Here is a 19789-nt window from a genome sequence, read left to right on the forward strand (position 1 = left end):
TGGGGAGACTTGCATACGCATCGACCACAAACAAGGCGCATCGCGTGGACAGAAAACAGAAAACCCGCCGCCTGGTCCGGCGACGGGTTTTCCTCAGTCCCTGCTAAAAGTCTCAGACACCGCTCTGGCCGTCGGAGCCGATATAGGCAATGCGCAACATGTTGGTGGCACCCGGCGTTCCGAGCGGCACGCCGGCCGAGATGATGATGCGGTCGCCCGGTTTGCCGAAGCCTTCGTCGGCGACGATCCGGCAGGCGCGGTTGACCATGTCGTCAAGGTCGGTGGCGTCATGCGTCACGACGCAGTGCAGACCCCAGACGATCGCAAGGCGTCGAGCCGTCTGGATGACAGGCGACAGCGCCAGGATCGGGACCTGCGGACGCTCACGCGAGGCACGCAGACCGGTCGTACCGGATGAGGTGTAACAGACGATGGCCGACAGGCGGAGCGTCTCGGCGATCTGGCGGGCGGCGAGCGAAATCGCATCGGCGCCAGTTGCCTCCGGCTGCGCGCGCTGCGCGTAGATGATGCCAGGATAGTGGGGTTCACGCTCGATGGCGCTGGCGATCGAGGCCATCGTCGAGACGGCTTCAACCGGGTAGTCACCGGAAGCGGATTCGGCCGAGAGCATGACGGCATCGGCACCTTCGAAGACGGCGGTGGCGACATCGGAAACTTCGGCGCGCGTCGGAACCGGGGCGGAGATCATCGATTCCAGCATCTGCGTCGCGACGACGACAGGCTTACCCGAACGACGGCATGCGCGGATCAACTGCTTCTGAATACCCGGCACGGATTCGAGCGGCATTTCGACGCCAAGATCGCCACGGGCAACCATGAGTGCGTCGGAGAGCTCAATGATTTCCTCGATGCGCTCGATCGCCTGCGGCTTTTCGATTTTCGACATGATGCCGACGCGGCCGCGTGCGATCTTGCGGACTTCGGCCAGATCTTCTGGGCGCTGCACGAAGGAGAGCGCAACCCAATCGACGTCATCGGTTTCGAGAACGGCTGCAAGGTCGGTGCGGTCCTTGTCGGTCAGAACGCCGACAGTCAGCAGCGTGTCGGGTAGGCTGACGCCCTTGCGGTCGGAAATTTTCGTGCCTGAGATCACAGTGGTGACGATGCTCTTGCCATCGCACTTTTCAGCGCGCAGAGCGAGCTTGCCGTCGTCGATGAGCAGTCGGTGGCCGGGCTGCACCGACTCCAGAATTTCCGGATGCGGCAGGAATACACGGGTCGCGTCGCCGGGAACGTCCTTGTTGTCGAGCGTAAACGTGTCACCTGGCTTCAGATCGACCTTGCCTTCGGCGAACTTGCCGACGCGCAGCTTCGGACCCTGCAGGTCGGCGAGGATACCGATCGGACGGCCGGAGCGCGCTTCGACGGCGCGGATGCGCTTGATCAGCGTGCGCATCACGTCGTGGCTGGCATGGCTCATGTTGATGCGGAAGACGTCGGCACCGGCCTGGTGCAGTTTCTCGATCATCGATTCCTCGGACGAGGCGGGTCCGAGGGTGGCGAGGATTTTAACTTTGCGGTTGCGCTTCATCAATTCGGGCTTTCTTGCGTGCCGGGGGCATCGGAAAGTTGAACCATCCAGCTGCCCTGGCGGCCCGTATCATATTCCTTGAACCCCATCTTCTGATAGCCACGGGCGTAGCAATCATTGACACCCGTGATCTTGAACTCGTTTTCCGCCACGCACATTTGCACGTCACCCGTCCATCGGCCTCCCCGGGCAGCGTCTTCGGCGTAGAGATAGTAATATCGGGACTGCAACTCCCCTTCGATGAGCGTCGCGCAGGTCGTCGCCGGCACCTGCCACCAACCTTCTGTCATCCAGCCATCCTTGGCTCGATACCCGATCGCCACGCCCACCAGATTCTGCGTGCCGTTGCACACCCGGAAATCCGCGCGAGCCACATCGGCAATGAAGAACGGCGAGAACGCCACGAGGACGAAAAGAGCAAAACGGGCAAGCGGCCCGGAACGCGTAAGGAAACTTGGCGCGGTCTGGATCAACACGACTTCCAATTGGCTCCCGGTTATTCGTTGTTTGTGCTTTCTTGCGCTGCCTCCCGGCGAATGTCAACGCAATGCTAATCGATTATATTCTTGATAGCGGCCGTACTCGGACCGCGCCGCAGCCTTTGCTTGCCGAGCGCGCTTGAACCCGTCGATGGCCCGTGCGATCAAAGAGGGCCCCGTAAACTGCGATCGACATTTCCTCCATGAGCACCTTCAAATCATTCGAACTACTAGCCGGCAATCATGACAGAGGCATGGTGCTGCTCGGCGATCACGCAATGAACCGACTGCCGGAGGGCTATGGGCGACTGGGCTTGCCAGATAGTGCCTTTGAGCGTCACATCGCCTATGACATCGGCATCGAGGGACTGGTGAGAAACTTGTCGGCGAAACTCGGTGTGCCGGCCGTGCTCGGCGGCTTTTCGCGCCTGCTGATTGATCCCAATCGTGGCGAGGACGACCCAACACTGATCATGAAGATATCAGACGGCGCGATCGTTCCGGGCAATCATCCGATCACCGCTGAAGAGTGGAATTACCGTATCGAAACCTTTCACCGGCCCTATCATAAGGCCGTCAGCGAAACGATCGACAAGGTAGCGAACAAGACCGGTAGCGCGCCGCTCGTCCTGTCGCTTCATTCTTATACCCCGATCTGGAAGCACTTCCCTCGCCCTTGGCACGCCGCAGTTCTATGGGATACCGACCAGCGCGCCGTCACGCCCCTGATTGATATGTTGCGCAGGGACCCCGATCTCGTGGTGGGTGATAATGAGCCTTATGACGGCGCACTGAAGGGCGATACAATGTATCGGCATTGCATGCTGACCGGCATTCCGCACGCTCTGCTTGAGGTGCGCCAGGATCTGATCGGCGACGAGTCGGGCATTGCCGCTTGGGCAGAGCGTCTCGCCCCGATTTTCGAGACCATGAACGCCGATCCGGCGCTGCACGAGTATGATGTGCATGTGTCGCGCACCGGTCCGTACGAATAGGAGACCGAGATGGCCCCCGCCCTGACAAAACAACAACAGACCGAGTTCGAGGCTGCGGCTTTTCGCCGCCTCGTGGAGCATCTGCGCGAACGTAGCGACGTCCAGAACATCGACCTGATGAATCTCGCGGGCTTCTGCCGCAACTGCCTCTCCAACTGGTACCGCGAGGCCGCCGAGGCCGACGGAGTTCCGCTCTCAAAGGACGAATCGCGCGAAATCGTCTACGGCATGCCGTATGACGATTGGAAGAACCTCCACCAGAACAACGCCTCGGCGGAACAAAAAGCGGCGTTTGAACTGAACAAGCCGCACAAATAATTCCCGTGCCTCTCGAATCGGCTTGACCCCGAGCACGCTTCGCGGCAGTCAACGCCATCCGAATTTTCCCACCCCCAATCAGGAGAACACGATGTCTGATGCTCATGGCGTCGCCCGCGATCAGCTTCGCGCCTTTGTGGAGCGCATTGAACGCCTGGAAGAAGAAAAGAAGACCATTGCCGACGACATCAAGGACGTCTATGGCGAAGCCAAGGGCATGGGCTTCGATACCAAGATCCTCAAGAAGGTCGTTGCGCTGCGCAAGAAGGACGAGCAGGAGCGCATGGAAGAGGACGCAATTCTCGACACCTATCTGCATGCGCTCGGCATGATCGAGGCGCCGCCGGAAGGCTGATTGTGACATGTCCTACCGTCTAAGCCGCCGACATTCTCGGCGGCTTTTTTGTGCTAGCGGGCCTGGCAGATCTTATCTGCCTGCTTCCTTTGCGGCCTTCTCGATCACGTCGGCAACCTTTTTCGGCTGCGAGGCGAAGACGGCATGGCTGGACCTGATCTCGGTGGCCACACTTCCGGCACGCTTAGCCATGGTCCGCTCCAGATCGGGGTTGATGGAGCGATCCTCGGTCGCCACGATGGACCAACTCTTTTTCGTCCGCCAGGCTGGATCACCGACTTTCGTGCCAAAGACCTCCTTGGCTGCAAAGACTTGTGACTGCGCCACGAAGGCCGCTTCGGCCTTTGGCAGGTCGGCGGCAAAATCGGCATGAAAGACGCTTGGGTCAAGATAGAGATACTTGCCGTCCTTGGTTTGCTTGATTCCTGTTCCAGCCGGTGGCTTTGAGCCCGCAAGAGTGGCCACGTCTTCGCCCTTGTCGGGCTGGAAGGCCGCCACATAGACAAGTCCCTCGACATGCGGGTTGCGGCCTGCTTCCGTAATGACCATGCCGCCATAGCTATGTCCGACCAGCAAAGTCGGTCCATCCTGCAGGTCAAGCACGCGGTTCGTTGCGGCGACGTCATCGGCGAGCGAGGTCAGAGGTTCCTGGACGACCGTAACGTGAAAGCCGCGCCGCTCCAGGATTTCGGTCGCCTTGCGCCAGCCGGACCCATCGGCGAAGGCGCCGTGAACGATGACGATGTTCTTGATTTCCGCGGCCTGAGCCGCAAAGGCGATGGCGCTCGTGATCAGCGCAACTGCGAAGGTGGAAACGATACGGCAGTTCATGCGGTCACTCCTTTTTATTTATGGCATCCGTGCCTGAAAAAAAAATGGGAGGCGCGGCTGAGGTTGAAAGGCGGACATCTGGTCTGCGCGACGTATCGCTGATATGTCGGGCTCCGTCATGAAATGTAACGCAGTGTAGGACATCTCCATCCACTGCAGGTTTGGGTGGGAACATTCGTCCGCCCCTTTCACAAAATGCCCACAGAGTAGGCATCAATATAAATTGCTTGATTTTGAGGCGAGATTCGCGCATTCAATGGCGCCATGGGGCTTCGACCTCGCCTCAGATCATCGGGCAGCACCAATCACGGCATGGCACCTTTCGTGACACCAATGCACGCGCTTTCTCGTTTGTCGCGCATGCCCGACGTCAGCAGCCGGCGGTAGTCTGTGACCAACTCTACTTCCAAGCCCGGCGACCTCAACGTCCTCGTCATCGACGAGAACAGTATCCGCGCATCTATCATCGAGATTGGCCTGCGTGAGGCGGGCTACGACAATGTCACGATCATCGACGACATGAACGGCCTCGCTAGGCGCATCATGGAAATCAACCCCGACGTCATCGTCATCGACATCGAGAACCCGAACCGTGATATGCTGGAAAGCATCTTTCAGATTTCCCGCGCGGTGAAACGCCCGATTGCAATGTTCGTCGACAAGTCGGACGAAGCGTCGATCGAGGCAGCCGTCGAGGCTGGCGTTTCGGCCTATATCGTCGACGGCCTGAAGCAGGAGCGCGTACGTCCCATCCTCAAGATGGCGATCAGCCGTTTCAACGCCTTCTCGCGTCTGAACCGCGAGTTGGAGGAGACACGCGGAGAACTCGAAAACCGCAAGCTGCTCGACCGCGCCAAAGGATTGCTGATGCGATCCCGCGGGCTGACCGAAGATGAAGCCTATGTGCTCATGCGGCGAACGGCGATGAACCAGAACAGGAAGATCGTCGAGATCGCCCAAAGCCTGATTACAGCTGCCAGCCTTCTGGACCCGGGAACCGACGCATGACGAGCACACATCAGATCATCGCCGGCTTCCTGCCGCTTCTCGACAGCGCGCTTCTGGTCGCCGCCAAGGAAAAAGGCTTTGCGGCAGAACAGGAAATCGAGCTGACGCTCGTGCGTGAACGCTCCTGGGCAACGATTCGCGACCGGCTTGCAGTCAGCCATTTCGACGTGGCGCATATTCTCGCGCCCATGCCGATCGCCTGCAATCTCGGGCTCACCGCACCGGCACCGCGCATGATCGTACCAATGGCTCTTGGGCTTGGCGGCAATGCGGTCACTGTCTCCGCCGACCTCTGGAGCGAGATGGCCGAATGCGGCGCCGCGCCCGATCTGGACGCCCGCTCCAGCGGCCTTGCCCTACGGCAGGTCATCCACCGCCACAAAGGTGAACGGCTTCGCTTCGGTGTCGTCCATCCCTATTCAGGTCACAACTACGAACTGCGCTACTGGCTGTCCGCCAGCGGTATTGATCCAGATGAAGATGTGGAGATCGGCATCCTGCCTCCGCCCGATATGGCTGACGCGTTGACATCAGGCATTATCGACGGTTACTGCGCCGGCGAGCCGTGGAACACGCTGGGCGTGCTCCATAACCGCGCCCATCTCGCGACGGTGAAGGCAGCCATCTGGAAGTCGAGCCCGGAAAAGGTGCTCGGTGTCAACAGCCGTTGGGCCGATGGACACCCGGAGGCCTTGGCAGCCCTGCTGCAGGGACTGTACACGGCCTCCCTCTGGTGCGCGGACACCCGCAATCACGAAGAACTTGCCGATCTGCTCTCGAAGCCCGCCTATGTCGATCGGCCTCCAGAAAGTCTGCTGCCCGCGTTGACCGGCGTGCTCGGTATCGGGGGGAGCGAGACGATGAGCATCAAGGACTTTTTCGTCCCCAACGCCAAGGCTGCGACATTTCCGTGGAAGAGCCACGCCCTGTGGTTCTATACACAGATGGTTCGCTGGGGACACATCGGGCACACGGCAGAGCGCCAACAGATCGCCAACGACACCTACAGGCCCGATATCTATCGAGGGGCGCTTAGGGCATTGGGTGTCGCTATGCCGGCCGCGAGTTCCAAAGTGGAAGGTGCGCTCCACTCCGAGACTCCCGTCGGCTCCAGCGGCGCACTGACGCTCGGACCGGACGGATTTTTCGACGGCGGTCTGTTCGATCCCGATGATATCGACAGCTACATCGCGAGCCAGGCTCATCCCTAGTGCGCGCCAAATTTATGCGCATTGCACAATTTTAGAGCGATTGCCGCACGTGGGATTGACGCAAAAAATGTTCATTTGATTTCAAGCGATATATACTACCAATAAAAACAACGACTTAATAAACTGGCACGGCCTTTGCTTCAGTAAATGCAGGCCAACAGGCCCAGAATTCGGCGTCCAACGACGGGCGCCCACAGCAAAGCCGCTGATCAGGATATCTCGCGCACCTCCCGTGCACGCGCGCCCTGACCAGCGGCTTTTTGTTTTTAACCCATAGCGATGGATCGGCACGACTATGTCGGGCCTCGGAGAAGCCATGTCTGTCATCAGGAACACGCAGTCCATATCAGCCGGCGAACCGGCCAAAGCATTGTGGATGTCCACGATTGCCTTCACCCTCTGTTTCGCCGTCTGGACGATCTTCGCGATCATCGGCATCCGCATCAAACAGGAGCTTAGCCTGAACGAGGCCCAGTTCGGATTGCTGGTCGGCACACCAGTGCTGACCGGTTCGCTGGTGCGCATCCTTCTCGGCATCTGGACCAGCCGTTTTGGCGGCCGTCTCGTCTATACGATCACCATGCTTGCCGCCGCCGTGGCCACTTTCTTGCTCTCCTATGCCCACACCTATACGCAGATGCTAATCGCTGGCCTCGGCGTTGGGCTTGCCGGCGGCTCGTTTGCGGTCGGCGTCGCCTATGTCTCGCCCTTTTTTCCCGCTGAGAAGCAGGGAACGGCGCTTGGCATCTTCGGCGCCGGCAATGTCGGCGCCGCGGTAACCAAATTCGCAGCACCCTTTGTCCTGATCGCCTGGGGCTGGCAGGCTGTTGCCCAGATCTGGGCCGTCGGCCTGGCGCTGATGGCAATTGTCTTCTGGTTCACGACGACTGATGATCCGGCCTTCTGCCTTCGCCGCGAAGGCAAGCTCGCCTCCAAGAGCCTGGCGCAGGAATTCGTACCCCTGAAGAACGTCCAGGTCTGGCGCTTCTCCCTCTATTACTTCTTTGCCTTCGGCGGTTTCGTTGCCCTGTCGCTGTGGCTGCCCCGCTATCTGGTCGGTGTCTACGGCTTCAATCTCGAAGTCGCCGGCATGGTCGCTGCCGCCTATTCCATCCCCGGCAGCATCTTCCGTGCCTTCGGTGGTGTCGTTTCCGACAAGAAGGGCGCCCGCAGCGTGATGTATGTCATGTTCGCGGTAGCGGCCGCCGCGACGCTTATCCTGTCGCTCCCGGCTGCGGGGTCCGGCGCCGCAATTGGCATCACGCCTGGCATCTTCATCGTCGTTATCTTTGCCCTCGGCTTCGTCATGAGCCTCGGCAAGGCGGCGGTCTACAAGCACATCCCCGCCTACTATCCCGAAAGTGTGGGGGCGGTCGGTGGCATCGTCGGCATGATGGGCGGCCTTGGCGGCTTCATCCTGCCGATCGCCTTTGGCCTGCTCAAGGACGTGACCGGCCTCTGGTCGAGCTGCTTCATGCTGCTCTTTGCGATCGTCGTCATCTCGCTCATCTGGATGCACCTTTCGGTCAAGCAGCTCGACCGCCAGGGCCTCTCTGCGCAAGCCGTCGCTGCCACCTGATCTGAGGACTTGAAACTATGACTGAGAAGCTTGTCATCATCGGCAACGGCATGGCGCCCGGGCGCATGCTCGAACACCTCTTCGAAAAGGCGCCGGACCGATATCAGGTTACGATCTTCAACGCCGAACCGCGCGTCAATTACGACCGCATCATGCTCTCGCCGGTTCTATCCGGCGAGAAGGAATATGAAGAGATCATCATCCACGGGGATGGATGGTATATCAAGCACGGCATTACCCTCTACAAGGGCCACAAGATCATCAAGATCGATCGTGCTGCCAAGACGGTGACGTCCGATCACGGAGTCACGGAAAGCTACGACAAGCTGGTGATCGCCACGGGCTCCGTACCTTTCATCATCCCTGTACCCGGCAAAGATCTGCGCGGCGTCATCACCTACCGCGATCTCGACGATGTGCAGGCGATGCTGCTTGCCGCTCAGTCTCGCGAGAAGGCGGTCGTCATCGGCGGCGGGCTGCTTGGCCTCGAAGCAGCTGCCGGGCTTGCCTCGCGCGGAATGGAGGTCACCGTCCTGCACGTGATGCCGACACTGATGGAGCGACAGCTCGATCCGGCTGCCGGCTACCTCCTGCAGAAGGCCGTGGAAGAGCGCGGCATCAAGGTCATCACCAAAGCCAACACCAAGGCAATTGTCGGCAACGGCAAGGTCGAGGGCATCGAGCTCGACGACGGCCGCATCATTCCGGCAACCCTGGTCGTGATGGCAGTCGGCATCCGCCCGAGCGTCGGGCTAGCCAAGGACGCCGGCCTTGCGGTCAACCGCGGCATCGTCGTTGATGACGGCATGCAGACCTCTGACGGCAGCATCATGGCGCTCGGCGAGTGTGCTGAAGTAGGGGGCATGGTCTATGGTCTCGTCGCGCCGCTTTACGAGATGGCCCGCGTGGCCGCCTCGCATCTGTCCGGCGACCGGTCGGCTGCCTTCGTGCATTCAGACACGCCGACCAAGCTCAAGGTCACCGGCATCGAACTCTTCTCGCTCGGCGACTTCGCCGATGGTGACGACCGCGAGGAGATCGTACTGCGCGACGCCTCCGCCGGTGTCTACAAGCGCCTCGTGCTAAAGGACAACAGGATTATCGGCACGGTGCTCTACGGCGAAACCGCCGATGGCGCCTGGTTTAACGATCTTAAAAAGAAACAAACAGACATCAAGGAGATGCGCGAAACGCTAATCTTTGGCCAGGCCTACCAGGGAGGGTCGCCGCTGGACCCTATGGCGGCCGTTGCAGCCTTGCCGGATGACGCGGAAATCTGTGGCTGCAACGGCGTCTGCAAGGGCAAGATCACCTCGACTATCACAGCGAGGGGCCTGACGTCGCTGGACGATGTGCGTGCCCACACCAAGGCGTCCGCCTCCTGCGGCTCCTGCACCGGTCTCGTTGAAAAGCTGATGACGCTGACCCTCGGCGATAGCTACAACCCGGCCGCCGTCCAGCCCATGTGCACCTGCACCGAACTCGGCCACGACGACGTCAGGCGCCTCATCAAGGCCAAGGGTTTGAAGAGCATTCCTGCCGTCATGCAGGAACTGGAATGGAAGACGTCGTGCGGCTGCGCCAAGTGTCGTCCCGCCCTCAACTACTACCTCGTGTGCGACTGGCCGGACGAATATGCCGACGATTACCAGTCGCGCTTCATCAATGAGCGCGTCCACGCCAACATCCAGAAGGACGGCACCTATTCCGTCGTTCCGCGCATGTGGGGCGGCGTGACGAACTCCAACGAATTGCGCGCCATCGCTGATGTCGTCGACAAGTTCGAAATTCCCATGGTCAAGGTGACCGGTGGTCAGCGCATCGACCTGCTCGGCATCGAGAAGGAGGATCTTCCGGCCGTCTGGGCCGATCTCGGCAAGGCAGGCTTCGTCTCTGGCCAGGCCTACGCAAAGGGTCTGCGGACCGTGAAGACCTGCGTCGGCTCCGACTGGTGCCGCTTCGGAACACAGGATTCCACCGGCCTCGGCATCCGCATCGAGAAGTTCATGTGGGGCTCCTGGACGCCGGCCAAGCTGAAAATGGCCGTCTCTGGCTGCCCGCGCAATTGCGCTGAAGCGACCTGCAAGGACATCGGCGTCATCTGCGTCGACAGCGGTTTCGAGATCCATTTCGCCGGTGCGGCCGGTCTCGACATCAAGGGCACCGAGGTCCTCGGGCTCGTGAAGACCGAGGACGACGCCTTGGAGCATATCGTGGCGCTGACGCAGATGTACCGCGAGCAGGCCCGCTATCTCGAGCGCATCTACAAGTGGGCAAAACGCGTCGGACTCGACGAAATCCGCCGACAGATCATAGGCGACGCCGACAAGCGCAAGGCCTACTACGATCGCTTCGTCTTCTCCCAGAAATTCGCCCAGGTCGATCCCTGGTCGGAGCGTGTCTCCGGCAAGGACAAGCATGAGTTCAAGCCGATGGCGACCATCGGTTACCCGCAGGCCGCGGAGTAAGGAGATGGACATGAATTGGATTTCAATCGGCGACATTTCCGAAATTCCGCTACGCGGCGCTCGCTGCGTGAAGACACCCCAGGGCAAGATCGCCGTTTTCCGCACGGCGGAAAACGAGGTTTTCGCGATAGAGGACCACTGCCCGCACAAGGGCGGGCCTCTCTCCCAGGGCATCGTGCATGCAAAGGCGGTTACCTGCCCGCTGCACAACTGGGTAATTTCGCTCGAGACCGGAAAGGCGCTCGGCGCCGACGAGGGCGAAGTCCCGACCATCGCGGTGCGCAACGACGATGGCGCCCTCTACATCGCGCTCGAAAGCCTCATGATGGCGGCCGAATGATGGAGAAAGAGGTCAAGACAACATGTCCCTATTGCGGTGTCGGCTGCGGCGTCATCGCCAAGGTCGCCAAAGACGGCAAGGTTTCCGTCAAGGGCGACCCGGATCATCCCTCGAACTTCGGGCGGCTGTGCTCGAAAGGCTCAGCGCTTGGCGAAACCGTCGATCTCGACGGGCGCATTTTCCACCCGGAGATTTCGGGCGAGCGGGCAGAATGGGGACAGGCACTTGACCTCGTTGCGCAGCGCTTTTCGGATGCCGTCGCGGAGCACGGACCCGATTCCGTTGCCTTCTACGTCTCCGGTCAGCTGCTGACCGAAGACTACTACGTCGCCAACAAGCTGATGAAAGGCTTCATCGGGTCGGCCAACATCGACACCAATTCGCGGCTCTGCATGTCGTCATCCGTCGCGGGTCACCGCCGCGCCTTCGGATCGGATACCGTGCCGGGCACGTATGAGGACATTGAGCTTGCCGATCTGGTGATCCTTACCGGCTCGAACCTCGCCTGGTGCCACCCGGTCATCTATCAACGGTTGGCGGCTGCCAAGGCAGCCCGCCCGGGCATGAAGGTCATCGTCATCGATCCACGCCGGACGATGACCGCCGATATCGCCGACCTGCATCTCGCCATCCGGCCGGACAGCGACGTTGCACTTTTTATCAGCCTTTTCGAACACTTGATCACAAGCAATGCCATCGACCGGAATTATATTGCCGAGCATACCAACGGCTTTGACGAGGCCTTTGCGGCGGCATCAGGCGTCTCCTTCAACGAAGTGCTGGAACTGACCGGCCTACCGGCCATGCAGCTTCGCGAATTCTATCGGCTCTTTGCCGGCACCGAAAAAGTGGTCACCTGCTACAGCCAGGGCGTCAACCAATCCTCCTCGGGCACTGACAAGGTCAACGCCATCATCAACTGTCACCTCGCCACCGGTAGGATCGGTCGGCCGGGCATGGGGCCTTTCTCGCTCACCGGCCAGCCGAATGCGATGGGCGGGCGCGAGGTCGGCGGGCTCGCCAACATGCTCGCCGCCCACATGGCGATCGAAAGTGCTGCGGATCGCGACCGCGTCCAGCGCTTCTGGAGTGCGCCGACCATTGCCGAAAAGCCGGGCCTGAAGGCGGTCGACATGTTCAAGGCCGTCGCCGACGGGCGCATTAAGGCCCTCTGGATCATGGCGACCAACCCCGTCGTGTCACTGCCGGATGCCGGCGCCGTCGAGGCCGCTATCAAGGCCTGTCCCTTCGTCGTTGTCTCCGACATCCTCAAGGACACGGATACCGCGCGCCACGCTGACGTCCTTCTGCCCTCGCTCGGCTGGGGCGAAAAGAACGGCACGGTCACCAACTCAGAGCGACGCATCTCCCGCCAGCGCTCCTTCCTCGATGCGCCCGGAGACGCCCGAGCCGACTGGTGGCAGCTTGCCGAAGTGGCTCGCCGCATGGGCTTTTCTGACGCCTTCGACTTCGGCTCCAATGCCGAGATCTTCGACGAACACGCCGCCCTTTCCGCTTTCGAGAACAACGGCAATCGCGACTTCGATATCGGTGCATACGCCGGCATCGACCGTCAGTCCTATGAGGAATTATCGCCTTTCCAGTGGCCGCAGCCTGCTGGCCGCGAAGCGCCCGTGACCCGCTTCTTCGCCAAGGGCGGCTTCTACCACGCCGACACCAAGGCACGCTTCGTTGCCGTCAAACCGGTCGCCTCGGATCGCACCAACACCGATTATCCCTTCACGCTGAACACGGGCCGTATCCGCGACCAGTGGCATACGATGACGCGGACGGGGAAAAGCGCACGCCTATCGTCACATATCGCCGAGCCCTTCGCCGAGCTCCATCCGCGCGACGCGATCGAGATCGGCGTCGGCAATGCCGGTCTCGTCGAGATCGAAAGCCCGCACGGCAAAGCCGTGGTTCGTGCCCTGATCACGCAGCGTCAGACCCGCCGCAGCATTTTCGTACCGATGCACTGGAACGATCAGTTTGCCGCGATGGCTCGCATCGACGCCGTTGTAGCGCCCTTGACCGACGCAATCTCGGGCCAGCCAGCGTCCAAGAATGTCGCGGTCACGGCACGGCGCTTCAAGGCGGCTCGCTACGGCTTTGCGGTTTCTGGGGCTAAGCCGCGCCACCTCGCCGCGGCCTACTGGGCGCTCGCAAAGGCTGAAGGCGGCTGGCGGGTGGAACTCGCCTTCGCGCAGCCGGTCGAAGATTGGTGCGCGTGGTGCCGAACGACATTCGATATCCCCAACGACGTCGAGCCACTTGGTTACGCCGACCAGCAATCCGGCGATCTGAGGCTTGCCTTCTTCGACGGCAAGCGATTGCTCGCGGCGCTGTTCCTGGCCTGTGAACCGGTGGCGGTTGCCCGCAACTGGGCGATCTCTCAGCTCACCGCTGAACACACCAATTTGCGCAGGCGCTTCGCTCTCGTGGCCGGTCGCCCCGGTGCGGACAAGCCCGATCCAGGCGCCACTGTCTGCTCCTGCTTCGGTGTCGGCGCCAACCAGATTGTCGCTGCCGTTCGCGGCGGCTGCCACAGCGTCGAAGCCGTCGGCAAGGAACTCAATGCCGGGACCAACTGCGGCTCCTGCCGCGCCGAGATTAGGGGGATCGTCGATGGATGTCTTGCAGCAGCTGCGGAGTAAAGCACCCGCCCGCATGGAGCCGCTTGCCAAGCTGCCGCTGTTCTGGGCGCTTGAAGGCAAGCGAGTGATCGTCAGCGGCGGATCTGATGCCGCCGCGTGGAAGGCCGAGCTTCTCGCTGCATGCGGCGCGGAGGTCCACGTTTATGCCGGCGAGCTTTCCGATACGTTCGAGACGCTGATCCTGCGGGGGGCTGAACACCCTCAAGGCGGCTTCATTCATCACTGCCAAGCATGGGACGAAACTATCTTTGCCGGCGCGGCCATCGCCATCGCCGACTGTGAGGAGGACAATGAGGCGAAAGCCTTCTTCGATGCTGCCTGCATCGCCGGCGTGCCGGTCAACGTCATAGACAACCCCGCCTTTTGCCAGTTCCAGTTCGGCTCGATCGTCAACCGCTCGCCCGTCATAGTCTCGATATCCACCGACGGTGCGGCCCCGATCCTCGCCCAGGCAATCCGCCGACGGATCGAAACCCTGCTGCCACGGACGCTGAAAGACTGGGCGGGGTTGGCACAGTCGCTGCGCGACCGGGTCAACGAACGACTGGCACCCGGCCCTTTGCGGCGCGCCTTCTGGGAGAGGTTCGTTGATCGCGCCTTTTCAAGTTCGAATGGGCCGGAGGAGGGCGTCGGCGGGCAGCTTCTCAAGGAAGCCGAGCGGCTTCGGGAAGCGCGCGCCCGCTCCAAAGGACGTGTGACGCTGGTCGGCGCCGGCCCTGGTGATGCGGAGCTCCTGACGTTGAAGGCCGTTCGCGCCCTGCACGCGGCCGACGTGATCCTCTTCGACGACCTTGTATCATCGGAGATACTGGAACTAGCGCGTCGTGAAGCCAAGCGCATGCTGGTGGGAAAACGCGGCGGCCGCACGAGCTGCCGCCAGGAAGATATCAACGACATGATGGTGAAGCTCGCCAAGGCAGGTAAGCGCGTGGTGCGTTTAAAGTCCGGCGACCCGATGATTTTCGGCCGCGCTGGAGAGGAGCTTGCCCACCTCGATCGCCAGAATATTCCGGTCGACGTCATCCCCGGCATCACGGCCGCCAGCGCCATGGCCTCCCGCCTGGGGATTTCGCTGACGCACCGCGACCACGCGCAGTCTGTCCGCTTCATCACCGGTCACTCTCGCCACGCCGGCCTTCCGGTGGATATCGATTGGGCCGCCGTCGCCGATCCACGCACGACAACTATCTTCTACATGGGAGGACGAACGGCACCGCTAATCGCCGATCGGTTGGTCGAAGAAGGCCTGTCGCCTGAAACGCCAGCCATTGTCATCAGCGACGTCAGCCGGGCGACGGAGCGCGACTGGAGCGGCACCCTTGCAACGATCCCCGATGGAATCGCGCAAATCGGCTACGACAATCCTGTGCTGATTGCCGTCGGCAGCGCGCTTGCGGCACGCCAAACCGCCGCTCGCGACACGAACGATTTCGACAGCGATCGCCACTTGGTCATGGGAGGGCGCTGATGCAACTCCAGATGATCGCCCCCGTCTTCCTCGTTCTTGCCATTGCCTTGAGCTGGCCGCGCTTGAGCAGCATCTTTCGCAGCGAGACGCAGATTGCCGTGGCAACCGCTCCACTTACCATGATTTCCAGTGCGATCGGCCTTTCCGCCCTAGGGTTGGCCTTCGCCGGCAACGGGCCATGGTTCGGCATGCTAATCGCGGTGCTCGGCCCGCTCCTCGGTTGGGCGGCGCGAATACCAGCCCCGCCGCTCGCTGTATGGCTGGCCACACTCAGCCTTGCCGCCTACCTGCAACTAGCCCCGACCACTCTCGTTTAGCTATCACTTCAAGCGGCGCTTTGCGCCATCTGTTCCGGCAGCATGTGGGCCATGGCACTCAGCAGGTCCGTTTGCGAGATGAGCCCGACCATGTGGCCACCGGCATCAACGATAACAACGGCGTGGGTGCGCCCATCCGTCAGATGCGGCAATAGGCTGATCGCAGGCGCATCGGGCAAACCGGTCACAGCCGCCGCGGTATGACCGACAAGCCGCTCGGCGTGCATCAATTCCCGCAGCCCGACCGTTCCTATCAATCGCCCGCTGCCATCCTTCACAGGCAGCGTGCGGATATTGTGCTTCAGAAGCAGAGCGCGCGCCTCTTCCGCCGTGGCGTTCTCGCCGACCGCAATCAGATCGCGCGACATGATGTCGGCGCAGGTGACGGCGCCGTGAGAACGAACAGCAGCCTCGACCTCGACCTGCCGCAGCAAGCGGCTTAGGTCGCCGCGATCGATATCGAAAGTTTCCTCGAACTTCGCCAGTGCCGCATCGACGTCTTCCTCGCGGAAGCCAATCCGCACCGCGGATGGCGGATCGATCGTCTGATGTGTGTTGAACGGCGCTGGAACGGCGACATGCGGATAGTTTCGCCGACCGAGCTTATGAAAAAGAATGCCGAGCGCGACCAGGATGCAGGAATTCAGCGCCACCGGAACGAACGGGAAAAGCAGCCCCCAGTTTGCTACCGCGGGCCCACCAAGCACAGCGGTCAATGCCGCGGCACCGCCGGGCGGATGCAGGCAGCGTGTGAACGACATGGCGCCGATCGCCAGCGAAACGCCAACGCCGATCGCAATGATCGGTTCATGGATAAAATGTGCCGCGAGAATGCCCATCATTGCGGAGATCGTGTTGCCGCCAATTATCGACCACGGCTGCGCCAGCGGACTTGCGGGCACGGCGAAAAGCAGCACGGCCGAGGCGCCCATTGGCGCAACGATCAACGGCAGGTGCGAGCCGTGCCCGAAAAAGTAGCCGCTGACCATACCGGTCAGCGCAATCGCGATCAGCGCACCAAGGCAGGCGAACATACGCTCACGCAGCGTCGCGCCGGCAAGGACCGGCGAAAACAGACGAAAGCGGTGGCTGGAATCGGCCTTGGGAGTGCTGGAATTTGACATGACGGACCGACAGTTTTGTGAAACGAAGTCTTGTTTGAGAAACGAATGCGACCCGAGGTCATCCGCGCGAGAGCGAGAGGACGTCCCTGCCCCGCGAGGCAACAAGGACATCGTAAAAGGCCTCGAAAGAGTCCGACCGGCCGCCATTGCAGCGGACGAGAAATGTCTCCACAGCGCCAATCTCGCAAGTGACGATATCGGCAGGCCAGCGCAGCAGGTCGAACACCGAGCGCGGCATGACGGCGAAGGCATTGCCGGCGACAACGCTCGCGAGGATCGCGTGATAGGAACCGAGCTCCAGCGTGCGCAGGGAGGCGCCATCCTTAACCCACTCCTCGGCCATTCGCCGATAGGTGCACCCGGGCTCCATCACAGCAAGTGTGCCGACACGCAGGTTCCTCGCGTCCTTGATATCAGGATGTTTCGGGGGAAGGACGAGGATCAGATCCTCGACATAGATGCGCCGCGCATCGAATCCGCTTAGGTCGAGATCGGCATAGCGCGTCTTGTCGAGCGACGCCTCTGGCGGCCGCGCGACCAATGCGCAGTCCAGCTCTTCGGCCAACACACTCTGCATGAGCTCCCGCGTCGCGCCCATTGTCAATTGCAGAGAGACGTCGGGCCACAACAACCCGAAGCGTCTGATGACGTCGGGGAGCCGGCTTGCAGCCGTACTCTCCATGGTTCCAACGCGCAGCACTCCCGATGCCACCAGCGGCCGCACGGCCTGCCTTGCCTCCTCGGCTAGGTCAGCGAGGCGCGTCGCATAGGACACGAAGATCATTCCTTCGCGCGTCAGCGACATCTTCTTGCCGTCGCGAGAGAACAGCGCCACCCCGAGATTCTCTTCGAGCTGCTGGATACGGGTGGTGACATTCGACGGCACACGGCCTACCGCAGCCGCCGCCTTCGTGACGCTGCAGGTTGACGCGACCGCTTGAAAGATTTCAATCGAGGATAGATCCATGTCTTCACTTTTCGAAAACGCTCGAGGCACTTTATTCTCGATATGGAAATGAAAATCAACTCGCGCTTTTTGCTGAAACCGCACCCGCGCCCCGCGACCATCCGCCACAGGACCAGAAACAACAGAGCCGCTGGATCGCTCCAGCGGCTCGTATGAATCCTAAATGTTCAACTCAGTTCGACTCGAACTTCCGCACTTCCATGAAGTTGACCGCGCTGCCGCTGAAGCGTGCGGGATCAATGGAGGCCGTTTTGGTGAAGCCTTCGGCATAAACCGAGGTCGGCTGGGCGCGAAGCGTCTGGCTGACAAAGCGCGGCGCCTTGACAGGCTTGGTGATCATCTCCATGCGGGAGTTGGTGAGAGCCCACTGCGAGATGATCTTCTGCGTCAGCTTCGGCTCGGTGCGAATTGTCGCACGGCTGGCGTCGGCCTGCGCGGCCTCATGCTTCGTCGGGCGGCCACCCTTGGTCGGCATGCCCTGCGACAAGGCACTAGCATCCGACGGCTTTGGTGCATCGAAGGCATCACCGAAGCTTGCAGGCTTCGTGGCAGGAGCAAGAGAGGCAAGCTGGAGCGGCGGCTTTTCACTCGGAACCTTTTGCGGCATTGCCGCGTTAATTGCCTGCTCGACGCTCGCGACCGGCGCCTGGTTGGAGGCAACCTGGCGGTCGCCATCAGTATTTTGGTGGTCAAGAGCATCGGCAACGGCCGGAGAAAGCGTATCCTCCTGGTCTGCCACGTCGTCGGCTTCAGCATCGGCATCCGCCGCGGCGAGAAGCTTTTCGGCAAGCGCCGGTCGTTCAGCCGGCGTTGGAACCGCTGCGAGATTCCCCGTCATCGCAGACGGATCGGCCGAAGCGACTTCCGCGTCGCCCGGAGAGCGGCGTGGTCCAAGCAGAGAAGGAATCGGTACGCTATAGGCGCTAAGATCAGCGAACTGCTGTTGGCCTTGCTCGGTCACAGCAGAAAGCGCTTGTTGCGCTGCGTTTCCGGACTGCGGAGCGAGGAGGGCGCTTGCCATCTCGCTACCGCCAGGCTGATTGGCGAACGCCGGACGCACCTGCGGAACCGGCGCGTTGACATTTGCGACTTCCGTAGCCTGCGCGGGCGCCTGCTCGCCGGGATCGGCGGCGTTTGGCATGTCAGCCTTCGGCGGCGACGACTTCGCGACAGCCACTCCTGCGCTGCTATCATCATCAGAACTGTCTTCGGCTTCATCCGCGCCGCCGCCAAACAGGGCAGCAAATAGTGTCTTATGCTTCGGCTGATCGCCTGACGACGAGCCCGTATAGGCGCCGGAGCTTGCCATCTCCACTTGCGTCGAGCTCACACGGCGCTTGTAATCGGCCACAGCCTGCTCGTAACCCGGCAGCGGACGGCCATCCGATGGGATGTGCATCGTATTGCCGTTTGGGAACAGCCTGACGAGTTCTTCGCGGCTCATGCGCGGCCACGCGCGAACGCCGCCGACGTCCATGTGAACGAAAGGAGAGCCGGATTTTGGATAGAATCCAACGCCACCAACCTGCATTTTCATGCCAATGCCACGCAAAGTAGCCAGTTTGACGTCAGGAATGAAGAAATCCATCGCTTTGCCGAGCATGTGCTGGCTCTTCTCGGCGACGCCGGAATTACGCGAGCGCGCCTTCAACATGGCGTTGGTGGCAGGTGAACGGAAGCCGCAGACGACGTTAATGTAGTCGCGCGAGCCGCTCTGGCGATAAACTTCCCAGATGAGGTCGAAAAGGCGGGGGTCCATCCTCGTCGGCTGGTTCTTGCGCCAGTCACGAAGGAAGCGGTTCAACTGCTCGAGGCCCTTCGGGTCGAACCGGCCATTGCGTTTGTAGGTGATGACGGCCTTTTCACCGGTATGAATGAAGTAGAGTTTGAGACTGCGTGTTTCGCCGGCGGCTTCGGAAGGGGTGCCGACGAGAACCGGCGAGGAGATCACGAGTGCGAGAAGGGCGGCTAAAGCCGTCCTAAAAACCTTTCCGCAAAGGTCCGTGTACCTAGTGCGCCCGTTCAAGCGCGAAGGCCTCGTATTCCCATTCAGATCCGGCAAACTCATTCCCCGTCAGACAGCCGATGGTCCCCATTCATTACCGTTGGCCGTTAAATGC

Annotated in this window: 17 protein-coding genes; 11 read left to right on the forward strand and 6 right to left on the reverse strand. The window is 61.2% G+C overall.

Annotated elements, in window-relative coordinates:
• Positions 1-112: 112 nt before the first annotated feature.
• Together pyk and BN77_RS00830 are read right to left on the reverse strand one after the other, a co-directional pair.
• Entirely contained in the window at positions 113-1552 is a 1440-nt protein-coding gene (gene pyk, locus BN77_RS00825) for a pyruvate kinase (protein ID WP_007527473.1), read from the reverse strand.
• Entirely contained in the window at positions 1552-2037 is a 486-nt protein-coding gene (locus tag BN77_RS00830; RefSeq protein ID WP_007527475.1) for a DUF1036 domain-containing protein, read from the reverse strand. Before BN77_RS00830 ends, pyk begins: the two co-directional genes overlap by 1 nt.
• Positions 2038-2234: 197 nt before the next feature.
• On the opposite strand from BN77_RS00830, the gene BN77_RS00835 reads away from it, so the two are divergent.
• From BN77_RS00835 to BN77_RS00845, 3 genes are all read left to right on the forward strand, one after another.
• The gene (locus BN77_RS00835) at positions 2235-3026 is read left to right on the forward strand and encodes an N-formylglutamate amidohydrolase (RefSeq protein WP_007527478.1); all 792 of its coding nucleotides are present in this window, start codon (positions 2235-2237) and stop codon (positions 3024-3026) included.
• Between the two features lie 9 nt (positions 3027-3035).
• A complete protein-coding gene (locus BN77_RS00840; protein WP_007527480.1) occupies positions 3036-3344 on the forward strand; it encodes a DUF1244 domain-containing protein in 309 nt (102 codons plus the stop codon).
• A 91-nt stretch (positions 3345-3435) separates the two neighbouring features.
• On the forward strand, positions 3436-3699 hold the full coding sequence (locus BN77_RS00845) for a DUF2312 domain-containing protein (protein ID WP_007527482.1): 264 nt from the start codon (positions 3436-3438) through the stop codon (positions 3697-3699).
• Positions 3700-3771: 72 nt separating this feature from the next.
• Here the strand turns inward: BN77_RS00845 and BN77_RS00850 are convergent, their stop codons facing one another.
• On the reverse strand, positions 3772-4530 hold the full coding sequence (locus tag BN77_RS00850; RefSeq protein ID WP_007527484.1) for an alpha/beta hydrolase: 759 nt from the start codon (positions 4528-4530) through the stop codon (positions 3772-3774).
• Positions 4531-4920: 390 nt separating this feature from the next.
• Between BN77_RS00850 and BN77_RS00855 the strand changes: the two genes are divergently transcribed.
• The 8 genes from BN77_RS00855 (at position 4921) to BN77_RS00890 (ending at position 15578) form a co-directional block, all read left to right on the forward strand.
• Positions 4921-5538: an ANTAR domain-containing response regulator gene (locus BN77_RS00855; protein WP_007527488.1), complete on the forward strand. Its 618-nt coding sequence runs from the start codon at positions 4921-4923 to the stop codon at positions 5536-5538.
• Positions 5535-6749: a CmpA/NrtA family ABC transporter substrate-binding protein gene (locus BN77_RS00860; protein ID WP_007527490.1), complete on the forward strand. Its 1215-nt coding sequence runs from the start codon at positions 5535-5537 to the stop codon at positions 6747-6749. Before BN77_RS00855 ends, BN77_RS00860 begins: the two co-directional genes overlap by 4 nt.
• A gap of 316 nt (positions 6750-7065) precedes the next feature.
• Positions 7066-8328, forward strand: coding sequence for an MFS transporter (locus BN77_RS00865; RefSeq protein WP_040676586.1), 1263 nt, complete (start codon positions 7066-7068; stop codon positions 8326-8328).
• A gap of 17 nt (positions 8329-8345) precedes the next feature.
• Positions 8346-10796: a nitrite reductase large subunit NirB gene (gene nirB, locus BN77_RS00870; protein WP_007527494.1), complete on the forward strand. Its 2451-nt coding sequence runs from the start codon at positions 8346-8348 to the stop codon at positions 10794-10796.
• A 4-nt stretch (positions 10797-10800) separates the two neighbouring features.
• The gene (gene nirD, locus BN77_RS00875) at positions 10801-11136 is read left to right on the forward strand and encodes a nitrite reductase small subunit NirD (RefSeq protein ID WP_007527496.1); all 336 of its coding nucleotides are present in this window, start codon (positions 10801-10803) and stop codon (positions 11134-11136) included.
• Entirely contained in the window at positions 11136-13793 is a 2658-nt protein-coding gene (locus BN77_RS00880) for a nitrate reductase (RefSeq protein WP_007527497.1), read from the forward strand. Before nirD ends, BN77_RS00880 begins: the two co-directional genes overlap by 1 nt.
• Positions 13765-15261, forward strand: coding sequence for a siroheme synthase CysG (gene cysG / locus BN77_RS00885; protein WP_040676588.1), 1497 nt, complete (start codon positions 13765-13767; stop codon positions 15259-15261). The genes BN77_RS00880 and cysG overlap by 29 nt, the downstream gene beginning before the upstream one ends.
• Positions 15261-15578, forward strand: a complete 318-nt coding sequence (locus tag BN77_RS00890; protein WP_007527501.1) for a hypothetical protein — start codon at positions 15261-15263, stop codon at positions 15576-15578. Before cysG ends, BN77_RS00890 begins: the two co-directional genes overlap by 1 nt.
• A gap of 8 nt (positions 15579-15586) precedes the next feature.
• On the opposite strand, the gene BN77_RS00895 is transcribed toward BN77_RS00890, so the two are convergent.
• The 3 genes from BN77_RS00895 to BN77_RS00905 all read right to left on the reverse strand — a co-directional run bounded on the left by BN77_RS00895 (position 15587) and on the right by BN77_RS00905 (position 19731).
• Positions 15587-16702, reverse strand: a complete 1116-nt coding sequence (locus tag BN77_RS00895; RefSeq protein ID WP_007527503.1) for an HPP family protein — start codon at positions 16700-16702, stop codon at positions 15587-15589.
• A 58-nt stretch (positions 16703-16760) separates the two neighbouring features.
• Positions 16761-17669 carry a LysR family transcriptional regulator gene (locus BN77_RS00900; protein ID WP_007527505.1) on the reverse strand — a complete coding sequence of 303 codons (909 nt, stop codon included), beginning with the start codon at positions 17667-17669 and terminating at the stop codon, positions 16761-16763.
• Between the two features lie 172 nt (positions 17670-17841).
• Positions 17842-19731 (reverse strand): peptidoglycan L,D-endopeptidase MepK, encoded by a 1890-nt coding sequence (locus BN77_RS00905; protein WP_040677492.1) that lies wholly within the window; start codon positions 19729-19731, stop codon positions 17842-17844.
• Between the last annotated feature and the right edge of the window lie 58 nt (positions 19732-19789).

Origin of the sequence: Rhizobium mesoamericanum STM3625 (assembly GCF_000312665.1) — a bacterium.
GTDB classification, from domain to species: Bacteria; Pseudomonadota; Alphaproteobacteria; order Rhizobiales; family Rhizobiaceae; genus Rhizobium; species Rhizobium mesoamericanum.